The sequence below is a fragment of the Streptomyces verrucosisporus genome (genome assembly GCF_017114865.1).
GTDB classification, from domain to species: domain Bacteria; phylum Actinomycetota; class Actinomycetes; order Streptomycetales; family Streptomycetaceae; genus Streptomyces; species Streptomyces fenghuangensis.
The window spans coordinates 42190-63140 of sequence record NZ_JADEYH010000018.1 but is presented as its reverse complement, the minus strand read 5'-3'; the positions used below and the strand labels follow the sequence as shown (position 1 = coordinate 63140).

At 71.7% G+C, this 20951-nt stretch carries 16 protein-coding genes; 7 read left to right on the top strand and 9 right to left on the bottom strand.

Annotation, left to right across the window (positions count from 1 at the left end; genetic code table 11):
- Positions 1-38: 38 nt before the first annotated feature.
- The 3 genes from IQ279_RS19240 (at position 39) to IQ279_RS19230 (ending at position 7762) form a co-directional block, all read left to right on the top strand.
- Positions 39-3026, top strand: a complete 2988-nt coding sequence (locus tag IQ279_RS19240) for a DEAD/DEAH box helicase (RefSeq protein WP_206349953.1) — start codon at positions 39-41, stop codon at positions 3024-3026.
- Positions 3026-7144: an Eco57I restriction-modification methylase domain-containing protein gene (locus IQ279_RS19235; protein ID WP_206349952.1), complete on the top strand. Its 4119-nt coding sequence runs from the start codon at positions 3026-3028 to the stop codon at positions 7142-7144. The genes IQ279_RS19240 and IQ279_RS19235 overlap by 1 nt, the downstream gene beginning before the upstream one ends.
- A gap of 219 nt (positions 7145-7363) precedes the next feature.
- Positions 7364-7762 carry a hypothetical protein gene (locus IQ279_RS19230; protein ID WP_241028379.1) on the top strand — a complete coding sequence of 133 codons (399 nt, stop codon included), beginning with the start codon at positions 7364-7366 and terminating at the stop codon, positions 7760-7762.
- Between the two features lie 37 nt (positions 7763-7799).
- Here the strand turns inward: IQ279_RS19230 and IQ279_RS19225 are convergent, their stop codons facing one another.
- From IQ279_RS19225 to IQ279_RS19215, 3 genes are all read right to left on the bottom strand, one after another.
- Positions 7800-8441 (bottom strand): hypothetical protein, encoded by a 642-nt coding sequence (locus IQ279_RS19225; protein WP_206349948.1) that lies wholly within the window; start codon positions 8439-8441, stop codon positions 7800-7802.
- A gap of 259 nt (positions 8442-8700) precedes the next feature.
- Positions 8701-8886 carry a DUF397 domain-containing protein gene (locus IQ279_RS19220; protein ID WP_206349946.1) on the bottom strand — a complete coding sequence of 62 codons (186 nt, stop codon included), beginning with the start codon at positions 8884-8886 and terminating at the stop codon, positions 8701-8703.
- The gene (locus IQ279_RS19215) at positions 8883-9884 is read right to left on the bottom strand and encodes a helix-turn-helix domain-containing protein (protein ID WP_206349944.1); all 1002 of its coding nucleotides are present in this window, start codon (positions 9882-9884) and stop codon (positions 8883-8885) included. The genes IQ279_RS19220 and IQ279_RS19215 overlap by 4 nt, the downstream gene beginning before the upstream one ends.
- Before the next feature lie 667 nt (positions 9885-10551).
- Here IQ279_RS19215 and IQ279_RS19210 point away from each other — a divergent pair.
- Together IQ279_RS19210 and IQ279_RS19205 are read left to right on the top strand one after the other, a co-directional pair.
- A complete protein-coding gene (locus IQ279_RS19210; RefSeq protein ID WP_206349942.1) occupies positions 10552-11277 on the top strand; it encodes a dienelactone hydrolase family protein in 726 nt (241 codons plus the stop codon).
- 287 nt (positions 11278-11564) lie between these two features.
- Entirely contained in the window at positions 11565-12032 is a 468-nt protein-coding gene (locus IQ279_RS19205; RefSeq protein WP_206349940.1) for an ATP-binding protein, read from the top strand.
- A 98-nt stretch (positions 12033-12130) separates the two neighbouring features.
- Here IQ279_RS19205 and IQ279_RS19200 read toward each other — a convergent pair whose 3' ends face one another.
- Together IQ279_RS19200 and IQ279_RS19195 are read right to left on the bottom strand one after the other, a co-directional pair.
- Positions 12131-12790 (bottom strand): nucleotidyl transferase AbiEii/AbiGii toxin family protein, encoded by a 660-nt coding sequence (locus IQ279_RS19200; RefSeq protein ID WP_206349938.1) that lies wholly within the window; start codon positions 12788-12790, stop codon positions 12131-12133.
- On the bottom strand, positions 12787-13152 hold the full coding sequence (locus IQ279_RS19195; protein WP_206349936.1) for a hypothetical protein: 366 nt from the start codon (positions 13150-13152) through the stop codon (positions 12787-12789). Before IQ279_RS19195 ends, IQ279_RS19200 begins: the two co-directional genes overlap by 4 nt.
- Before the next feature lie 297 nt (positions 13153-13449).
- Here IQ279_RS19195 and IQ279_RS19190 point away from each other — a divergent pair, with 297 nt between their 5' ends.
- Both IQ279_RS19190 and IQ279_RS19185 read left to right on the top strand, forming a co-directional pair.
- Positions 13450-15288, top strand: a complete 1839-nt coding sequence (locus tag IQ279_RS19190) for a DUF4357 domain-containing protein (protein WP_206349934.1) — start codon at positions 13450-13452, stop codon at positions 15286-15288.
- Positions 15285-16574, top strand: a complete 1290-nt coding sequence (locus IQ279_RS19185; RefSeq protein ID WP_307792429.1) for an McrC family protein — start codon at positions 15285-15287, stop codon at positions 16572-16574. The genes IQ279_RS19190 and IQ279_RS19185 overlap by 4 nt, the downstream gene beginning before the upstream one ends.
- A gap of 600 nt (positions 16575-17174) precedes the next feature.
- Here IQ279_RS19185 and IQ279_RS19180 read toward each other — a convergent pair.
- The 4 genes from IQ279_RS19180 to IQ279_RS19165 form a co-directional block, all read right to left on the bottom strand.
- The gene (locus IQ279_RS19180) at positions 17175-17702 is read right to left on the bottom strand and encodes a GTP-binding protein (protein WP_443742668.1); all 528 of its coding nucleotides are present in this window, start codon (positions 17700-17702) and stop codon (positions 17175-17177) included.
- 240 nt (positions 17703-17942) lie between these two features.
- Positions 17943-18689, bottom strand: a complete 747-nt coding sequence (locus IQ279_RS19175; protein WP_206349933.1) for a polyamine aminopropyltransferase — start codon at positions 18687-18689, stop codon at positions 17943-17945.
- A 20-nt stretch (positions 18690-18709) separates the two neighbouring features.
- A complete protein-coding gene (locus IQ279_RS19170) occupies positions 18710-20395 on the bottom strand; it encodes a ribonuclease J (RefSeq protein WP_206349932.1) in 1686 nt (561 codons plus the stop codon).
- A 141-nt stretch (positions 20396-20536) separates the two neighbouring features.
- Positions 20537-20920 carry a MerR family transcriptional regulator gene (locus tag IQ279_RS19165; RefSeq protein WP_206350024.1) on the bottom strand — a complete coding sequence of 128 codons (384 nt, stop codon included), beginning with the start codon at positions 20918-20920 and terminating at the stop codon, positions 20537-20539.
- Positions 20921-20951 lie beyond the last annotated feature (31 nt).

The following is a 20951-nucleotide window of genomic DNA, read 5'->3' as shown; positions in this document are numbered from 1 at the left end:
TTCCCGACATATCGACTCCTCAGGAACCGAGAGACCCCATGAGCCTCACGTACACGGCCGGTTCGCTGGTCGCCGCCCGCGGCCGCGAGTGGGTGGTGCTGCCCGAGAGCGCCCCCGACATGCTGGTGCTGCGCCCGCTGGGCGGGAGCGAGGACGACATCGCGGCGGTCTTCCCCTCCTTCGAGGAGGTGCGCCCGGCCGAGTTCGCGGCGCCGAGCCCGGACGACCTGGGCGACCAGCGCGCCGCCGGTCTGCTGCGCACGGCGCTGCGCATCGGCTTCCGGTCGGGCGCGGGCCCGTTCCGCTCGCTGGCGTCGATCGCGGTGGAGCCGCGCGCCTACCAGCTGGTGCCGCTGCTGATGGCGCTGCGGCAGCGCACCGTGCGGCTGCTGATCTCCGACGACGTCGGCATCGGCAAGACGGTCGAGGCGGGCCTGATCGCCAGGGAGCTGCTGGCGCAGGGCGAGGCGTCCGGGCTGGCGGTGCTGTGCTCCCCGGCGCTGGCCGAGCAGTGGCAGGGCGAGCTGCGGGAGAAGTTCGGCATCGACGCCGAGCTGGTGCTGGCCTCCACCGTCTCGCGGCTGGAGCGCGGCCTGGAGCTGGGCCAGTCGCTGTTCGACCGGCACCCGTTCACGATCATCTCCACGGACTTCATCAAGTCCACCCGCCACCGCGAGGACTTCGTCCGCCACTGTCCCGACCTGGTGATCGTGGACGAGGCGCACACCTGCGTGGCCGCCGACGACGCCGCCCACGGCGGCGCGTCCGCCGCCGCGGGCCAGCTGCGCTACGAGCTGCTGCGCAGGGTCTCGGCCGACGCCGACCGCCATCTGCTGCTGCTGACGGCCACCCCGCACTCGGGCAAGGAGTCCGCCTTCCGCAACCTGCTGGGCCTGGTGCGCCCCGAGCTGGCCACGCTGGACCTGGAGACGGCGGCCGGGCGGGCGAGGCTGGCCGAGCACTTCGTGGCCCGCAAGCGCGCGGACGTGCGCAGCTACCTCACCCGCGAGGACGGCCTGGCCGACGACTCCCTGGCCGAGCGCACCGCCTTCCCCTCCGACCGCCGGACCAAGGACGAGCCCTACCGGCTCACCCCCGCCTACCGGGCACTGCTGGACGACGCCATCGCCTACGCCCGCGACCGCGTCGAGCGGGCCGGGGAGCAGGGCCGCCGGGAGGCCCGTATCGCCTGGTGGTCGGTGATCGCGCTGCTGCGTTCGATGGTCTCCTCCCCGGCCGCCGCCGCGCAGACGCTCAAGACCCGTTCGGAGTCCGCCGCCGCCCGCACCGCGTACGAGGCGGACGTGCTGGGCGCGCCGGTCGCCGCCGACTCCGCCGAGATGGACCGCCTGGAGGGCATGGACGTGGCCCCCGGCGCGGCCGAGTCCGAGGACGCCGGCGCCCGCCTGCTGGAACTGGCCGAGCGCGCCGGGCAGTTGACCGGCCCGGCCGAGGACGCCAAGCTCAGGGCCCTCACCCGGCATCTGAAGGGCCTGCTCGCCGAGGGCTACCACCCCATCGTCTTCTGCCGCTACATCCCCACCGCCGAGTACCTGGCCGAGCAGCTTGAGGGCAAGCTGGGGAAGAAGACGAGGATCGCCGCCGTCACCGGCACCCTCTCCCCGCAGCAGCGCATCGAGCGCATCGAGCGGCTCGCCGCCGAGGCGGCGGAGGCGGCGCGGTCCGGCGACGACCCGGCCGCGCGCCGGGTGCTGATCGCCACCGACTGCCTGTCCGAGGGCGTCAACCTCCAGCACCACTTCGACGCCGTCGTCCACTACGACCTGGCCTGGAACCCCACCCGCCACGACCAGCGCGAGGGCCGCGTCGACCGCTACGGCCAGCGCCGCGACCAGGTCCGCGTCATCACCATGTACGGCGAGGACAACGGCATCGACGGCAAGGTGCTGGAGGTGCTGTTCGCCAAGCACCGGCAGATCAAGAAGGACCTGGGCATCTCCGTCTCCGTGCCCGACGAGACCGCCTCCGGCGTGACCGACGCCGTGGTGGAGTGGCTGCTGGTGCACGGTCGGCGGGGCAGCCAGGAGAGCCTGTTCGAGATGGACGGCCACCAGGAGTCCTTCGAGCGCGTCGAGCGCGAGTGGAACTCGGCCGCCGAGCGGGAGAAGACCTCCCGGTCCAAGTACGCCCAGCGCGCCATCCACCCCGAGGAGGTGGCCCGCGAGGTCGCCGCCGTACGGGCCGCGCTCGGCGGGGCCGGGGAGGTCCGCGAGTTCGCCCTGGAGGCGCTGCGCGACCTGGACGCCCTGGTACGCGATCCACGCGACGGCGGCGACTTCACCGCCCAGGTCGGCGGCACCCCGGCGGGCCTGCGCGACGCGCTCGCCGCGACGCTGGGCGGCCGGCTGGTGGAGGAGGACCGCGAGATCCCCTTCCGCTCCTCCCCCGCCATCGCCCGCGGCGAGGCCGCCCTGGTGCGCACCGATCCGGCGATCGGCGCCATCGCCTCCTACGTCCTGGACTCCGCCCTGGACACCAACGCCCTGGGCCCCCGCCCGGCCCGGCGCTGCGGCGTGGTCACCACCGACGCGGTCGCCACCCGCACCACGCTGCTGCTGGTGCGCTACCGCTTCCACCTCACCCTGCCCTCCCGCACCGGCGAGCGGCAGCTGGTGGCCGAGGACGCCCGCCTGCTGGCGTACGAGGGCCTGCCGCGGCGCGCCCGCTGGCTGGAGGACGAGGCGGCCACCGCCCTCCTGGACGCCCGCGCCACCGCCAACACCCACGAGCAGCGGGCCCGCAACCAGATCACCCGCGACCTGGACGCCCTGCCGGAGCTGGCCGATCACCTGGCCGGGTACGGCAGGCGCCTGGCCGCCGAACTCGACGCCTCCCACCGCCGCGTGCGCAAGGCGAACGAGGAGATCGTGCGCGGCCTGAAGGTCGTGCCCCAGGAGCCCGCCGACGTGCTGGGCGTGTACGTCTACCTGCCGCCCGCCGCCCCCGCGTCCGCCACCGCCGTCTCCTCCGCCACCGCCTCTACCGCCTCCGGAGCCGAAGCCTGATGTCCGCCGCCACCCGCACCGCCCTGGCCTTCACCGCCGTCACCACGGTCGGCGGACTGCTCCCCGCCGACATGCTGCTGCGCATCGCCGAGGCGCGGAACCTGCCGGGCACCAGGTCGGCCGACTACGGTCTGCCCTCCTCCGTCCCCGTGCGCGACGAGGCCGAGCGCGCCTGGGAGTACCTCAAGCCGCTGTGGCGCGAACTGCGCGCCGCCCTGCCCTCCGACCCGGCCACGGGCGCGCCCGCCGCCGACCCCACCGGCCGGGCCGGCTCCGACTGGCTCTCCCAGCTCTTCCGCAAGCTGGACTTCGGCGCGCTCACCGAGATCGGCGCGGCGGGCGTCGCCGCCGACTCCGACCCCGACAAGCGCTTCCCCGTCTCCCACCGCCACGGCCCGGCCCTGGTCCACCTCATCCCCTGGAACCAGGAGCTGGACAAGCGCCCGGCGGCCGGGCAGGTCCCGGCGCAGTCGATGCTCCAGGACTGCCTCAACCGCACCGAGGCCCACCTGTGGGCCGTCCTCACCAACGGCCGCCGCCTGCGCCTGCTGCGCGACTCCTCGTCCTTCGCCACCGCCGCCTACGTCGACTTCGACCTGGAGGCGATCTTCGACGGCGAGCTGTTCAGCGAGTTCGTGCTGCTGTACTGCGTGCTGCACGCCTCCCGCTTCGAGGTCCCCGAGGGCGCCGCGCCCTCCGGCTGCTGGCTGGAGAGGTGGCGCACCGAGGCCGTCACCTCCGGCGCCCGCGCCCTGGACCAGCTCCGCCTGGGCGTGCAGAACGCGCTGACGGTGCTGGGCACCGGCTTCCTGCGCCACCCGGAGAACGTCAGGCTGCGCGAGGACACCGACCCCAAGGCGCTGCGGGACGCCCTGCTGCGCCTGGTCTACCGCCTGCTGTTCGTCTTCGTCGCCGAGGATCGCGACGCCCTGCTCGACCCGGCCGCCGGTGAGCGGCAGCGGGCGGCGTACGAGCGGTACTTCTCCTCCGCCCGGCTGCGCGAACGCGCCCGCCGCCGCCAGGGCACGGCCCACGGCGACCAGTACGAGGCGCTGCGCATCGTCCTGGACGCCCTCGGCACCGAGGGCGGCCGTCCCGAGCTGGGCCTGCCGGGCCTGGGCGGCCTGTTCTCCCGCACCGAGGCCGATGCGCCGCTGGACGGCCTTAGGCTGTCCAACGAGTCGCTGCTCGCCGCCGTCCGCCACCTCGCCCAGGTCCGCGACCCCGGCGCGCGGCGGTGGCGCGCGGTCGACTACCGCCACCTGGACGCCGAGGAGCTGGGCTCGGTCTACGAGTCGCTGCTGGAGCTGGAGCCCAAGCACTCCGCTGCGGACCGCACCTTCGAGCTGATCGAGGTCGCGGGCAACAGCCGCAAGACGACCGGCAGTTACTACACCCCGTCCTCGCTCATCGAGTGCCTGCTGGACACGACGCTGGACCCGGTCGTGGACGACGCCGTCAAGCGCGGCGAGCGGCGCGCCGCCGAGGCCGGCCGCACCGACCCGGCCGAGGACATTGTCGGTGAACTGCTCTCCCTGACCGTCTGCGACCCCGCCTGCGGCTCCGGGCACTTCCTGGTCGCCTCCGCCCGCCGTATCGCCAAGCGTGTGGCCTCGGTGCGCGAGCGCAACCCGGAGCCGACGGTAGACGCGGTGCGCCACGCCCTGCACGAGGTCGTCGCCCGCTGCGTCTACGGTGTCGATCTCAACCCGATGGCCGTCGAGCTTGCCAAGGTCTCGCTGTGGCTGGAGGCCCTGGAGCCGGGCAAGGCGCTCGGCTTCCTGGACGCCCACGTCAAGCACGGCAACGGCCTGATCGGCGCGACCCCGAAGCTGCTGGCGGACGGCGTTCCGGACGACGCGTTCAAGCCCATCGAGGGCGACGACAGGAAGTACGCGGCGGCCCTCGTCAAGCGCAACCGGGCCCAGCGCTCCGGCCAGGACGAGCTGACCTTCGACACGGAGACGCTGCCCGGTAACGACCGCTACGCCGCCGAACTGACCCGCATCGTCACCGCCCCGGCCGACAAGCTGGAGCAGGTGCGAGCCCAGGAGAACGCCTACCGGGCGTACATGGAGTCCACGTCGTACGTGCAGGACCTGCACGCCGCCGACGCCTGGTGCGCGGCCTTCGTCTGGCCCAAGCGCGAGGGCGCCCCCGAGGCCCCGACCGACCAGGTGTTCCGCTCCCTGCGCGGCCGCGACCAGTCGGCCGTGCCGGACACCACGCACGCCGAGATCCTGCGCCTGCGCGACCAGTACCGCTTCTTCCACTGGCACCTGGAGTTCCCGGAAGTCTTCGCCGTCCCCGAGTCGGGCGCCGGCGTCCAGCCGGAAACGGGGTGGGTCGGCGGTTTCGGCGCAGTGGTCGGCAACCCGCCGTGGGAGCGGGTCAAGCTCCAGGAGCAGGAGTTCTTCGCCCAGCGCGACCCGCGCATCGCCGAGGCCAAGAACGCGGCGGCCCGTAAGAAGCTCATCGCCGCACTGGCCGACGACCCGGACGGGGCGCGCCTGTTCGCCGAGTTCGGCGCCGCCAAGCGCCGCGCGGAAGGCGAGAGCCACTTCCTGCGCATGAGCAACCGCTTCCCGCTGACGGGGCGCGGCGACATCAATACGTACGCGGTCTTCGCAGAGACGGACCGCACGCTCACGGGTCCGCGTGGCCGGACCGGCGTGATCGTTCCGACCGGCATCGCGACGGACGCGACGACACAGTTCTTCTTCAAGGATCTGGTCACGAAGGGGCACTTGGCCGCGCTCTACGGTTTCGAGAACGAGGAGAAGATCTTCCCTGGCGTTGACCACCGCGTGAACTTCGCCTTGTTCTGCATGGCGGGATCTGGTTCCCCCGACTCCCCGATCTCCATCGCCTTCCGGGCCCGCCAGGTGGCGCAGATCGCCGAGCGCGCCTACACCCTGACCGGCCGCGACATCCAGCTTCTCAACCCGAACACCGGCACGTGCCCTGTCTTCCGCAGCCGCCGCGACGCCGAGATCACCCTGGGCATCTATCACCGTGTCCCGGTACTGCTCGAAGAAGCGAAGGGGGAAGCGGGCAATCCGTGGGGAGTCTCCTTCATGCGCATGTTCGACATGTCCAACGACTCCCACCTCTTCCGCCCCGACGCCCAGAACGGCGAAACCTTCGACGACCTCCTGAAAGAGGGATGGGAGCTGCACGGCAACGTACTGGTGCGCGGAAAGGAGCGCCTGCTGCCGCTCTACGAGGCGAAGATGCTCCACCACTACGACCACCGCTTCTCCACCTACGAGGGCGCCACGGAGAAGCAACTCGCGGTGGGCATGCTGCCCCGCCTTACCTCCGACCAGCATCAGGACCCGCACACCTACCCGCTGCCTCGTTACTGGATTCCCGAACAGGACGTACCCACCGGCAAGTTCGACAAGGGCGGCAAAGAGGCCAAGATTCCCGGCGTGTGTAGCCGCCTGCACGCCAAGGGATGGGACCGGGACTGGCTGATGGGCTGGCGGGATATTTGCCGGTCAAGCGACGAGCGAACGATGATCAATTTCGTCTTCCCGCGCGTCGCGGCACCTGATGGCACTCTGCTCATGCTGCCTCATGCAGGACCGATCGAAGGTCTCGCCCCTTGCCTATCTTCCTTCGTTCTAGATTTCGTTACACGACAGAAGGTTGGTGGCACTCATCTCAAGTTTTTCACCGCCCACCAACTCCCAGTCGTTGCGCCTGAACAGGTCGATCCCCATACCCCATTCATCACACCTCGGGTCCTCGAACTCGCCTACACCGCTCACGACATGGCGCCGTTCGCCCGCGACCTCGGTGACACAGGAGCGCCGTTCCGCTGGGACGAGGATCGCCGTGCCGTGATTCGCGCCGAACTGGACGCACTCTTCTTCCACCTGTACGGGATCAATCGCGACGATGCCGCGTACATCCTCGACACCTTCAACGTCACGCGCGACAACGACATCAAGGCGCACGGCGAGTACCGCACCAAGCGGCTGATCCTCGCCGAGTACGACCGGATGGCCGCCGCCGGCCTGACGCTGGAGAACCCGCTCGTTGAGGGCGAGTCCGGCACGTACCGCTCCACCCTCACTCCGCCCCCAGGCCAGGGGCCCCGGCACGGTTGATCCGCCGCTCCTGGGTGGCTGCGAGCGCGGCCACCCAGAGACGGCTGGACCTCACGCAAGGAACGGCACCACGTGGTACGCAGAAGCCAGAGCAGCAATCCGCGCTCACCCGTCGTCCTGACTTCGGGCGCGGGCTGGGTTGCCCGTGCGGCGTCCCAGCGGCGCGGCAGCGGAGCCGAGTCCCCCATGCCCCGGCGGCAATCCGCGAAGATCAAAGCCTTGCGTCAGACCATCGAGGTGTTCCGCACGGCGATCAACCGGAAGCGCTGGCCGCAGGCACGTTACGCGCTCAGCCGGGCGCAGGCCCTCGTCAACGCCCTTCCCGCCAATCTGACCGCTCAGGAACGCGAACAGCTCTCGCAGCTCCGCAAGAAATACGCGGCGCGCGACACGCCGACCGCGAGGAGCGGCAAAAAGCCGCAGCAGAAGTCCACCGCACGCACGGGTGGCAAGAATTCGGCCGCGAAGACCGCTGCGAAGAAGGTCGCGGCGAAGGCCGCACGGGTTCCGAAGCCCGCGCCCGTTCGCGACCTCGGCAATCGTTTCATAGACCGTGCGAAACTCGGCTACGTTTCGACTGACAGGAAACTCGGCAGCGGTAAAGACCGCTCAGCATGAACTGCTGCCATTCCGGCAAGAGACACATGAGGAAAGATCACACAGACGCAACACTCTCTTTGGCGTGATGCTCCTCCCCCTCTGGAGAGCGAACACGCCGAGCGTGCCACCAACTCCAGCCGGTGTGACTGACCAGCGCCAAAGCGACAACACCTGCGGCGAACCGGATCACGCTCCAAGTCACTCCGACGACCGGACCTTGTCCATCCGCCTCTACAGCCAGCCGCATGGAGGTTTCGAGGAAAGCCGCAAGCGGAACGATCAGCCGGAAGGGGAGGCCGCGAACACCCGATACCCGCGCCAGGTTACCCATAATCCCCACGGGAACCCCAAGAACAAAAGCCGCGATCCCCCATGCGAGAATTCTGGAGAGAAGCCCTTCGCTGGAGGCACCAAATTCCAGTCCGGCCGGAGCAGCGGGATTCACATATTTGAAAAGATAGTACGCAACCACACCGATGACCAGCCCCAAAGATGACATCAGAGCTGAATCGATCTTGGATTTATAGAAATATCCTACCAAGAACGCGTAGCAGACCCACGACCATCCGCCGGAAAACACGAGACTCACAGAATCAAGATTATCCCAATTTTCGGAAACTGGGCCTACCAGGCCGAGCAATAAGCCCGCGGTGAGGGATACCGTGATCGACGCAGCGCGAGTGCGTGGATGTTCCATGATTCCTCTCTCCTGCCCCATGCCCCCAACCTCGACTTTTCATGAGAATCCCAGGGGAATCCGACCGTGTTGACCCAATTTTCGGGCGGCCACCTCTGCACTCCTCCGAGGAGGAAATCCGGACATATGCATGGCGAGGAGAAGTGCGATTGAGGGCTTCGAGTTCGAGCGCTGGAACCGCTGCTGACTGACAAAGCCCGAAAAGACGGCCGTCCGCCACGCCGGGTGCCGGCGCGGCGGACGGCACAGCCGAAGTCGGTCAGCGCTCCGACGCGAAGCGCACGAACCGGGTCCAGCCCTCACGGCCGATCTTGAAGGCGGGGAGGGCCAGGTCCTTGGAGTCCCGCACGTAGACGGCCCGCTCGGCGATCGCGACCTCCACACAGCTGTCGCCCTGGGTACCGCTGTAGCTGGACTTGAACCAGTCGAGTTCCGTCGTCTTCACAGCTCTCCTCGCAGTCGCTCCAGCAGGTCCCGGGATTCCTTGGGGTTGAGGGCCTGCGAGCGCAGTGTTTCATAGCGCTGACAGAGCAGTCGCATCTCTTTTCGGTCCGAGATCAGCCGTCCGTTCTGCTGCCCTTCGGAGTACCCGAGCCACCGCCCCTCCGGCGTCTCCAGGATCTGCAGAGATCCGTCCAAGCAGCCGTGGAACTCCAGCCACAGCGGCACGACCTGGAACGTCACGTTGCGCGGTGCGGTGAGTTCGAGCACGTGGTCCAGCATGCTCGCCTGCACCTGCGGTCCGCCCAGCCCGCGCCGGAGGACCGCCTCCTCAACGATGAAGCTGAACGGCACGGTCGGCCGCTCCCTCATCATCCGCTGTCGGTCCATTCGCGCGGTGACCTGAGCTTCCGCCTGCTCGTCGATCAGCAGCGGGATGCTGTTGTCGAACACAGCCCGCGCGTACGCCTCGGACTGCAACAAGCCCGGCACCAGCCGGCACTCGTAGGTGGACAGGCTCACCGCCTTCCGTTCCAGCCGTGCCCACTGGCGGAACCACGCGGCGAGTCCCACCTCGCCGCGCGTCAGGTGGCGGGCGGCCTTGCGCAGGGCGCCGGTGTTGCCGAGGGCGAGTTCCGCGCGTTCCACGAACGCCCGGTCCGGCATCCGGCGACCCAGCTCCACCGACGCCACGGTGTGCTTGGAGTAGCGCACCCAGGTGCCGAGTTCGGCGCGGCTGAGGCCGTTGTGCTCGCGCAACGCCTGCACGACCGCACCGAAGGTGCGCATGCTGTCCGAAGGATGCGGCTCCCGGTCCCACTCCCGTTCCGGGCCCGAGCGCTCCTCGTCGCCCGCGGCCTCCCGCGCGGTCTCGCCCCCGTCGCCGGTCCCGGCCCCGGTCCCAGCTCCGGCCTCGTCGTCGGCCTCGTCCCCGGCTCCGACTTCGCCCTCGACTTCGAACCCGACCTCGACCCCGACCCCGGCCCTGTCGACGTTGTCCATCCGCCGCCCTCTCCGCTTGCTCCGTGCTGCGTGCCCAGGCCGCGACGACTACCGAAAGTGTCAGCGACCTCCATTCAGCGTGACCGAACACATCCCGCACCGTCCACCCCACGTGCTCGTACGCTCACCCCGCGTACGCGATTCCGCGCTCGTTCACGCCCCCCGCGCGCCCCCACCTCGCCCCGCACGCCCCGAACAACACCGCATCCCGGACCGCTCCCCCGCCGACGACGAGGCGTATCCCTGGCGCGGGATCTCGGATTGCGCGGCCGGATCTCACGGCCAACGGCCACTCGACGGCCGGTCGGCCACCACTCCGGGACGGGGCGGCCGAAGCGTTCACCCTTGAGGTCGGCGAAGTGCCCGGTCACGGTCGCCCGGCGTCGGAGCGGCCTCCTCGATGGCGGTGTGCTCGGACAGAAGGCCGGCGACGGCCGCACGGAGGAACGGTCCTGCCCGTCATCGACCCCTGTCATCGGTCACCATCGGGTCCGACTGCGTTCGAGCCGCTACGGCCCCCCGTACTGCACGGGTTCACCGGACGCGCGAACCGGCTGCCGTTCGACGGCAGGGGGAGACACATCCGGGTTACGCAGTCGGGACAGACCGCTCCGCCGTCGGTGAACACCACCCCGAGCGGGCTCGACGGTCATTACCGTCCAGTCGTATGACGACGGTCACAACCCGTACGGTCGAATACCCGGCCGACGACCTGACGATGATCGGACACCTCGCGCTCCCGGCCGGTGCCGGGCGTCGGCCCGCGGTCCTGATCGGACCCGAGGGCATGGGGCTCAGCGATGTCGAGCGCCGCCGGGCCGAGGCTCTGGCCGAGCTGGGGTACGTGGCGCTGGCTTTCGACCTCCACGGCGGACGCTATCTGGAAGACCCGGAGGAGATGCTGGCCCGTTGCATGCCGCTGCTCGCCGACCCCGACCGGATGCGGGGGATCGGTCACGCCGCGCTCGACGTGCTGCGTGCCGAACCACGGGCCGACCCCGACCGGATCGCCGCCGTCGGCTACGGCACCGGGGGCGCGGTCGCACTGGAACTCGGTCGCGACGGCGTCGACCTGCGCGCGATCGGGACGGTCAACGCAACTACCACGGGCCGACCGGGCGAAGCGGCGCGCATCCGCTGCCCGGTGTGGGCCGGGGTCGGGTCGGAGGATCCGATCATGCCGCCCGCCCAACGGGATGCGTTCACCGAAGAGATGCAGGCCGCGGGCGTCGACTGGCGCCTCGTGGTCTACGGAGGGGCCCTTCACGCCTTCCACCACCCACCGGTCGACCACCCTACGGTCCCCGGCGTCGGCCACCACCCACGGCACGCACAGCGAGCCTGGCGTGACATCGTCGCCCTGCTCGCCGAGTGTCTGCCCGTCACGGATTGATCCGGTCGGCTCCTGATACCCGCTCCTGCCCACCGCGTCCAGCGCCTTCGACTCGCCCGGCAGCGACGGGAACGGCCGGACCGTGGCGTACCGGGTCGCCGGCGCGGCCCGCATCACGGCCTCGGCCGGGTTCTCGTCTCTTCGTCCTCGGCCCCGAAGGCGCTCGCGGTCACCGCCCAGGGTGACGGAACGCTTCCGTACCGTCCACCCGGAGCGCTCGTACACGACCCCCGCGTACACGGCCGCGCACTCGTTCGCGCCCCCGCGCGACCCCCACCCTGGCCCGCATGAACCGAGCGACACCACCGCAGGCCGGACCCGCCCTCGCCGCCTTCACACAACTGCTGTCGTCCACGCGACGCGGGGCCCGGCTGGCCCGGCTCCTGACCGTGACCGAGATGCTCTCCTGGGAGGTGCCGCAGGACCTCGCCGAGCGCGCCGAACTCGTCGTCGCGGAACTGGCCGCCAACGCCGTCCTCCACGGGCACGTGCCCGGCCGCTGCTTCCGGCTGGCGCTCACCTACGACCGGACGGCCGGCCGCCTGACCGTCGAGGTGACCGACGCCCGCGGGGAGTGCGAGCCGCGCGTCCCCGCGCCGGATGACGGGCCGGACGCCGAGGCCGGGCCGCTCCGCACCGGCGGGCACGGCCTCACCCTCGTCACCGCCCTCGCCGACCACTGGGAGACCGTCCCCCACCCGCCCGGCGGCAAGACCGTCCGCGCGGTCCTCACCACCCCGCCCGCCGGGGCGTAAGGCGCGGCGCGGCGGCGGCCGGCACAGGTTCTCGGCATGCTCGGCGCGCTCCGGCCGCATCGTGCGGCCTCTCAGGCCGACGCGGCGGCCGGGCCCCGTCAGGCGCTCCCTGCGTGAATCCGCGCTTCCAGGTCCTCCGCCCACCGCACGGCCCACTTCTTGAGTTCTTCGATCTCCCCGAGGGCGAGCCCGTACGCGGTGTAGTCCTCGTCCTCATACCAGTTCGCGCCGATGAGCCGGTCACGGAGGTCTTCGAGGCTGAACTCCTCATGAGCGCAGCGGCGGCCGAGGTTCTCGAGGTCGGCGGCGGACCGGTGGCGGGAGGCGGCCCGGACGTCGATGAGGTCTCGGACAGCGCCACGGTCGGCGAGGGCACGCACCTTGGTGCCGATCACATCGTCGAGAGAGAGGACGGGGCCGTAAGGGGTCTGGGCGGGCGGCGCCCAGAACGGCTCTTTGAGGACATCGACCTCGCACTCCTCACCGGTCCGGGAGTCGGTGACGAGGAACCGCCCGCTGAGCGGGTCGGTCTGTACGTGCGTGGTCCGCCATCCGCGCGCGGTGAGGCCCTCGGTGAGCGAGGCGACGATCTCGTCCATCGGAGCGGGGTTCTCGGTGGCGACATCGAGGTCGCGGCTGAAGCGTTCGACCAGACCGTGGGCCTGCACCGCGTATCCGCCGGTGAGGACCAGGGGATAGGGGGAGCCGAGGTCGATGATGTCGGCGAGGAGACGCCGGTGGAGCGGGGTGAGCCTCACGCGGCGTTCGCGGCGGCCGGGGCGGTGCGGGGCAGCAGCTCGGGGAAGGCCGCCTCCCAGACCTCGCGGATGTAGGGGCTGACCAGGCGGCGCAGGACAGGCCACTGCTCGGCGAGCAGCCGGTGATGGAGGAACCTCTCCAGGTCCTCGCGCCGGCCCTCGGCGAGGACGGTCCGGTAGAGCGTCATACGGGACTTCGGACGGTCCAGGCTGTAGCTCGTACGCCCGGACCAGGCGATGTGGAGCGGCAGCTCGACAGTCCCATCGACAGGGCCGGTCAGTTCCCGCAGACGCTGCGGCAGCCGGTTGCGGTGGCGGTCCCGCAGCACCTCGGCGTGTGGTGTGGTGGTCATCGAGTTCATGCTTCCAGTATCGCCGGTGGTGGGAGAGCGGTACGACGGATACGGGACTCCGGGCCGCTCCGCACCGGCGGGCACGGCCTCGCCCTCGTCGCCGCCCTCACCGACCACTGGGAGACCGTCCCCCACCCGCCCGGCGGCAAGACCGTCCGCGCGGTCCTCACCACCCCGCCCGCCGGGGCATGAGGCGCGGCGCGGCGGCCGGCGCCGCCGCCGGACACGGCGGAACAGCTTGACTGTGTCAACAAGTTAAGGTGTGGGGCGTTCGCTCAGGTACCGCCATGTCCGGAGGGTCCTCCCATGCCGCAGCCCGAACGCCTCCCCGGCGCCCCCGAGTTCCGCATCAGGCTCCCCGGGGGCGGCGGTGAGGCGCGCGGCTGCCTGCTCACCGAGTTCGGCAACAACGGCACGAACAGGTTCCTCCTGCTCAAGGGCTCGGAGGTGGCCGTCGAGACGTCCTCCAGGATCGGCGACCACGCACGCCGTCTGCGCGCCGAACTGCGCGCGGGCGGCGGGCTCGTCGACGCACCCGCCGATCCCGGCCGGCCGCAGGGGCCGCCGCGCCGGGTGGTGACCCGGGACGTGGAGTGCAACTCCTCCTCGGCCGCGGCCACGCTGGTGTACGGCTACGACGCCTCCGGTCCGGAGTCCTGGCGCACCGACGAGGGCCATCCGCTGGCCGACTACCTGTCCACCGCCTGGCGCACCCCGCGCAAGGCGTGGCTGGTGCGCGGCGCCAACGTCTCGGGGCACAACCTGGTGCGGAGGCTGTGGCTGGCGGAGGGGATCGTCTCGCTCTCCGGCGCGCACCTGCCGCCGCTGGAGGAGAGCGACCCGACCAGGAGCGCGCTGCGCCGCTTCGTCGAGGAGGGGTACGAGGGGGCGGCCTCGTACCACCAGAAGCAGGGCCTGGTCGACGAGTTGCACGCCTTCCTGACGCAGATGCGCGTCGGCGACACCGTCGCCACCTTCGACGACGACCGGCTGTACACCGGGCGGATCACCGGGGAGGCCGTGCAGACCGCCTCGCCAGGCGGGCTGTCCAACCTGCGCCGCACCGTCGTCTGGCGGCCCGGCGGCCACCCGTACGAGGAGCTGCCGGGGGAAGTGCAGCAGAAGCTGTCGGTGCAGCACGACGTGGTCGATCTGACCGGCGTCCTGGAGGCGCTGGACGGGCTGGACGCGCCGGACGCACCGGACGGGCCCGCCGGGCGGGCGAGTGGCGCGGAGCCGTCGGCGGCCGGGGACACCGGCGAGCGGCCGGCGCAGCGGGAACTGACGCTGCCGCAGGTCACCGCGGAGCTGGCCGCCGACCTCCTCGTCCACGACCGGGCCTGGCTGGATGAGGTACGCGAACTGCTTCTGGACGAGAAGCAGTTGGTGTTCTACGGCCCGCCGGGCACGGGCAAGACGTATCTGGCGATGAGGCTGGCCGAGCACTTCGGGGGCGGTCCGGAACAGGTAAAGACCGTGCAGTTCCACCCCTCCTACGCCTACGAGGACTTCTTCGAGGGCTTCCGTCCCGCGGCGGACCCCGAGACACGGGAGGTGGCCTTCCGGCTGACGGCGGGCCCGCTGCGGGAACTGGCCGACCTCGCCTCCCGCGAGGGCAACCGGCACGTCCCGCACTTCCTGATCGTCGACGAGATCAACCGCGCCAATCTGGCGAAGGTCTTCGGCGAGCTGTACTTCCTCCTGGAGTACCGGGACCGGTCCGTGCGGCTGACCTACTCCGGCGACGACTTCGCGCTGCCGCCCAACCTCTTCGTCATCGGCACGATGAACACCGCCGACCGCTCCATCGCGCTGGTTGACACGGCGATGCGGCGCCGCTTCGCGTTCGTGGAGCTGTCCCCGCGCACCGAACCGACCGCCGGGCTGCTCGCGCGCTGGCTGGAGCGCGAGGGCCGGGATGCGGAGCCCGCCCGCCTGCTGGACGCCCTCAACTCCCTGATCGACGACCCCGACTTCGCCATCGGGCCCTCGTACCTGATGAAGCCGGGGGTGTACCGCGACGGCGGACTGGAGCGGACCTGGCGCACGAAGATCCTGCCGCTGCTGGAGGAGCACCACTACGGCGACGGTCTCGACGTCGCCGCCCGCTACGGCCTCGGCGCGCTGCGCGGGCAGCACCCGTGACCGGGTCCGTGCCCACACCGGTGGCCGCCCCCGTGCCCGCGCGCGAGGTGGTGCTGCGCGAGTACGGGCCCGCCGTCTCCGTCTGCCTGGACGCGTCGGCGGGGCGTGCGCTGGCCGCCTCCGGCATCCTGCACGGCGCGGCCCCCGACCCCGGCCGGGACGGGCACTGGCTGCTGCGGGCGGGCAGCCGGGTCGGCGCCGTACGCGTCCCCGGGGGCGGACCGGTTCTGCGGATCGTCCCCAAGACGCCGGTGCGCCGGCTGTTCTTCCTGCTCGGCTTCAGCCTCGACCCGGAGCGCGCCTGGCGCGACGGCCGGGAGGGCACCGTCGACACCGGCGCGTACGACGACGTCGTCCCCGCGCTCGCGCACGCCGTGGAGCGGCAGGTGGACGCGGCGCTGCGGCGCGGGGTCCTCCAGGGCTACCGGGAGGTGGAGGAGTCCGCGCTGGTGGTACGCGGGCGGATACGCGAGGCCGAGCAGATCCGGCGGCACTTCGGCCGCACCCCGCCCGTGGAGATCGCCTACGACGCGTACACCGAGGACATCGCCGAGAACCGCTTACTGCGCGCCGCCGCCGAACGGCTGCTGCGGCTGCCGGGGGTGCCCGGGCCCGTGCGGCGGCGCCTGGCCCACCAGCGTCTGCGCCTGGCGGGCGCCGCGCCGCTGACACGGGGTCAGGAGCCGCCGCGATGGCGGCCCTCGCGCCTGAACTCCCGCTACCGGCCGGCGCTGCGGCTGGCCGAGGCCCTGCTGCGCGGCTCCTCGCCCGAGCACCGGCCCGCCGGGGCCGAACCGCTCGCCCTGGACGGCTTCCTGCTGGACATGAACCGGCTGTTCGAGGACTTCGTGACCGCCGCCCTGCGCGAGGCGCTGAAGGAGCACGGCCTGACCGCGCGCCTCCAGGACCCCCACCACCTCGACACCGCCGGCCTGGTGCGGATACGCCCCGACCTCGTCGTGCGCGGCGGCGACGGCCGCACCCCGCTCGCCGTCGCCGACGCCAAGTACAAGGTCACCGGGGAGAGCGGCGGGCCGCCAGGCGCCGACCTGTACCAGGCGCTGGCCTACGCCACCGTCCTCGGCCTGCGCGAGGCGCATCTGGTGTACGCGGGCGGGGCTCTGCCCGCGCGCTTCCACGAGGTGCGCGGGACGGCGGCCGGTCCGGACGGGCTGGGGGTGCGGCTGTACCGGCACGGCCTGGACCTCTCCCGCGAGCCGGGGGAGCTGCTGTCGGCCCTGCGGGAGATCGCCCGGCATCTGGCCGGCTCCGCCCCGCGCCCCTGACCGGCGCGGCGGCATCGGACGGCACGGCCCGGACGGCACGGCCCGGACGGCGGCTGCTGCGGCGCGTGACCACCCCTCACAGCCGCGGGGCCGCGACCGGACCGGGGGGCCGGTCGCGGCCCCACGCCACGCCCAGGACGGGAGGCGGTCAGGGGCGGGACCGTCGGGCATTCCGCGGATCCCGTCCGCGGTGACCGCCCGTCCACCGGCCGACGTGCCGGTCTCACCCCGGGATGACCGGTCAGGGCCGGTTTACCCGTTCGCTCGTACGGACATCCGGTCACCGGGTTCGCCCCCAGCGCGTCGTCGCCCGTGCCACGCGGTCCTCGGCGTTGTATGGGGCCCCGTCCACCACGTTCTGATCCCGCGTCACCGGATGAGGCGGGAAGCGCAGGACGGCGGGGTGGGCGCGTGTGACCCCTTCCACCGATGACGACGGAACGGAGACCCATCCATGGCGAAGGACGCCGAGGGAAACGAGCACCGGCACGGCGGCGGGTTGTCGCACCAGACCAGGATGTACCTGCGCTTCGCAGCCATGATCCTGACCGCCATGGTCGTCATGTACTGGACCATGTTCGTCGGCACGCGGAAGTGGAGTCACGTGCAGTGGAGCGAGAGCCGCCTGTTCATGGCACTCACCATGGGCGGCACCATGGGGCTGATCATGCTCGCGTGGATGCCCAACATGTACAAGAACATGACGGGGATGCCGCGGTGGCGGCAGACGTCGAACAGCTTGCGGGTCTGCTCCTCCAGGCCCTTGGCGGCGTCGATGAGCATCACCGCGCAGTCCACGGCGGCCAGCACCCGGTAGGTGTCCTCGGAGAAGTCCGCGTGGCCGGGGGTGTCCAGCAGGTTCAGCACCGCGTCGCGGTGGGCGAACTGCAGCACCGCCGAGGTCACCGAGATGCCGCGGGCCTTCTCCATCTCCATCCAGTCCGAGGCCACTCCGCGCCGGCCGGCCTTGCCGTGCACCGCACCGGCCGAGGTGATCGCCCGCGCGTGCAGGGCCAGCGCCTCGGTCAGCGTCGACTTGCCCGCGTCCGGGTGGCTGATCACCGCGAACGTCCGCCGCCGGGCCGCCTCGCCGGCCGCCCGCCGGTCCTCCGCACCCACCGCGCTCACCGCGCCGGCTCCCGGCGCGGTGCCCCGCACCGCGCGTCCGCCTCGCCCCTGTACCCGCGCAACCGTTCCATCCGTTCCTCGTGTGCGGTCCTCGTGCGTCGTGCGTCTCCTCGCCGGCCCCGGGCGGCGGCCCATCGGCCCGCCGTCCCCGGGTGCCCGGCGTCCCCGCCGCACGCGGAACCACCCTGACGTAAGGGTTGATCTCCAAGGGCGGAACGACCTCCCGGCCTCCGCCCGCCGCTACGCCCCCGCGCCCTTCCCGGCCACGTAGACGGTGTTGGCCGACTCCTCCCCCGGCCGGTAGGGGTTGCCGAAGCGGACGACATGGGACTCGGCGCCGGCGAAGACCTTCGCCAGTACGGCGGTGAAGTCCTCGTCCGGCGGGTCGTCCGACCACAGGGCGAAGACGCCGCCGGGGTGGAGGTGCTCCGACAGGGCCCGCAGCCCGGCCTCCTCGTAGAACGGGGCGTGGCCGGGGTGCAGCACATGGCGCGGCGAGTGGTCGACGTCCAGCAGGATCGCGTGGAAGCGGCCACCGGGCCGCTCCGGGTCCAGCCCCTCGGTGCCCGCGGCCCGCTCGAAGAAGTCCCCCCGGACGAGCCGGCAGCGCCCGTCCGACACCAGCGTCTCACCCAGCGGCACCAGCCTCTCCTCGTGCCAGCGGATGACGTCGGGGAGGGCGTCGACGACGACCAGCGAGCGCACCCGCCGGTCCTCCAGCACGGCCCGCGCGGTGTGGCCGAGGCCGAGCCCGCCCACGGCCACGTCCAGCCCGGCGCCGACCCCGGTCCCGTCCTCCGGGAGCGCTGCCAGACCGAGGCGCGCCAGCTCCGTCTCGCCGGCCGTGAAGAGGCTGGACATGAGGAACTCGTCGCCGAGCTTGACCTCGTACACCTCCCGGCCCGTCACCGGGTCCCGGCGGCGGCGCAGGCTGATGTCGCCCATCGGCGTGGGGCGCCAGTCGATCTCCTCGAAGCGCATGCTCATGCGGTCGCCCTCCGGTGCGGTCAGGCGTCGATGACGACGGGGATGACCAGGGGCTTGCGGCGGTAGGTGCGGAAGGCCCAGGAGGCCACGGAGCGGGCGATGAGCTGCTCGAGCTGCTGCGCGTCCCCCACCCCCTCCTCGGCCGCCGAGGCCAGGGTCTTCTCGATCACCGGAATGGCCGAGGCGAACGTCTCCTCGTCGTGGACGAAGCCGCGGGCCAGGAAGTCCGGGGGCTCGGCCAGCGCCCCGGTGTCGGCGTCGACGATGGCGACGACCGTCACCACGCCCTCGGAGGCGAGGGTGAGCCGGTCCTTCAGGGACGCCTCGGTGGCGCCGCCGACCTCCATGCCGTCGACGTAGACGTTGCCCGCGGGCACCTTGCCCGCGATGGAGGCGCGCCCGTCGACGAGGTCGACGACGACGCCGTCCTCGGCGACGACGACCCGGTCGGGGTCGACGCCGGTGCGGATGGCGAGGTCCGCGTTGGCCCTGAGGTGCTTGAACTCGCCGTGCACCGGCATGACGTTGCGGGGCCTGACGATGTTGTAGCAGTACACGAGCTCGCCGGCGCTGGCGTGGCCGGAGACGTGGACCTTGGCGTTGCCCTTGTGGACGACGTTGGCGCCCCAGCGGGTCAGCCCGTTGATCACCCGGTAGATGGCGGTCTCGTTGCCGGGGATGAGGGAGGAGGCCATCAGGACGGTGTCGCCCTTGCCGATGCGGATCATGTGGTCGCGGTTGGCCATGCGCGACAGCGCGGCCATCGGCTCGCCCTGGGAGCCGGTGCACACCAGCGTGACCTTGTGGTCGGGCAGCTTCTCCAGTTCCTTCATCCCGACCACCAGGCCGGAGGGGACCTTCAGATAGCCCAGCTCACGGGCGATGCCCATGTTGCGGACCATCGACCGTCCCACGAAGGCGACCTTGCGGCCGTAGGCGTGGGCGGCGTCCAGCACCTGCTGGATGCGGTGCACATGGCTGGCGAAGCTGGAGACGATGACCCGCCGGGGCGCGGTGCGCATCACCTGCTCGATCGCGGGGTTCAGATCGGCCTCGGCGGTGGTGAAGCCGGGGACCTCGGCGTTGGTGGAGTCGGTGAGGAAGAGGTCGACGCCCTCCTCGCCGAGCCGGGCGAAGGCGCGCAGGTCGGTGATGCGGCCGTCCAGCGGGAACTGGTCCATCTTGAAGTCGCCGGTGTGCAGCACCAGGCCCGCGCCGGTGCGGATGGCGACGGCCAGGCTGTCGGGGATGGAGTGGTTGACCGCGACGAACTCGCAGTCGAAGGGGCCGAAGCCCCGCCGGTCGCCCTCGCGCACCCGCGCCGTGCGCGGCTTGATGCCGTGCTCCTTGAGCTTGGCCTCCAGGAAGGCCAGCGTCAGTTTGGAGCCGACGACGGGGATGTCCGCCCGCTCGCGCAGCAGGTAGGGCACGCCGCCGATGTGGTCCTCGTGGCCGTGGGTGAGCACCAGGGCCACCACGTCGTCCAGGCGGTCGCGGATGGAGGTGAAGTCCGGCAGGATCACGTCCACGCCGGGCTGGTGCTCCTCGGGGAAGAGCACGCCGCAGTCGACGATCAGCAGCTTGCCGCCGTACTCGAAGACGGTCATGTTGCGGCCGATCTCCCCCAGGCCGCCCAGGGCGACGACCCTCAGCCCTCCCTCGGGCAGCTTGGGGGCGGGCTTCAGCTCAGGGTGTGGATGGCTCATACCCTGACGCTATCCGAGGGCGGCCGGGCTGTCCCATCGCCCCTGCCACCAGCCGCTTCGCGCCGCACGGCGAAGGCGGGCCGAGCGGGGGCGGAGACGAGGCGGCGGACGCGGGCGGACGCGAGTGGCCGCGGGCGGGGCTCAGCCCCGCGGGCCGAGTCTGCGGCGCAGGGTGGCGGCGAAGTCCTCGGCGGCCATGAGCTGGGCGCGCAGGGTCTCGCAGCGGGCGTCGGCGACCTTGCGGTAGGTGTCCAGGCGCTCCCGCAGCCGCTCTCGTTCGGCCTCCTCCGGCGGTTCGGCGGCCGAGAGCCGGTCGGTGATCGACAGCAGGTCGCGCATCTCCTCCAGGGAGAAGTCCAGCGGCTTCATCCGGCGGATGACCATCAGGCGGTCGACGTCGGCGGCGGTGTAGAGCCTGAAGCCCCCCTTGGTGCGGGCGGAGGGGACGACGAGGCCGACCTCCTCGTAGTGCCGGATGGTGCGCAGCGACAGTCCCGTCCGGTCGGCCACCTCACCGATCTGCATCCGCTGCTCGTCCGTCACTGCCGATTCCCCT

Coding starts and splice junctions, on each gene's coding strand:
- IQ279_RS19240 (WP_206349953.1), top strand. CDS start 39: ATGAGCCTCACGTACACGGCCGGTTCGCTGGTCGCCGCCCGCGGCCGC.
- IQ279_RS19235 (WP_206349952.1), top strand. CDS start 3,026: ATGTCCGCCGCCACCCGCACCGCCCTGGCCTTCACCGCCGTCACCACG.
- IQ279_RS19225 (WP_206349948.1), bottom strand. CDS start 8,441: ATGGAACATCCACGCACTCGCGCTGCGTCGATCACGGTATCCCTCACC.
- IQ279_RS19215 (WP_206349944.1), bottom strand. CDS start 9,884: ATGGACAACGTCGACAGGGCCGGGGTCGGGGTCGAGGTCGGGTTCGAA.
- IQ279_RS19210 (WP_206349942.1), top strand. CDS start 10,552: ATGACGACGGTCACAACCCGTACGGTCGAATACCCGGCCGACGACCTG.
- IQ279_RS19205 (WP_206349940.1), top strand. CDS start 11,565: ATGAACCGAGCGACACCACCGCAGGCCGGACCCGCCCTCGCCGCCTTC.
- IQ279_RS19195 (WP_206349936.1), bottom strand. CDS start 13,152: ATGAACTCGATGACCACCACACCACACGCCGAGGTGCTGCGGGACCGC.
- IQ279_RS19190 (WP_206349934.1), top strand. CDS start 13,450: ATGCCGCAGCCCGAACGCCTCCCCGGCGCCCCCGAGTTCCGCATCAGG.
- IQ279_RS19175 (WP_206349933.1), bottom strand. CDS start 18,689: ATGAGCATGCGCTTCGAGGAGATCGACTGGCGCCCCACGCCGATGGGC.
- IQ279_RS19170 (WP_206349932.1), bottom strand. CDS start 20,395: ATGAGCCATCCACACCCTGAGCTGAAGCCCGCCCCCAAGCTGCCCGAG.
- IQ279_RS19165 (WP_206350024.1), bottom strand. CDS start 20,920: ATGCAGATCGGTGAGGTGGCCGACCGGACGGGACTGTCGCTGCGCACC.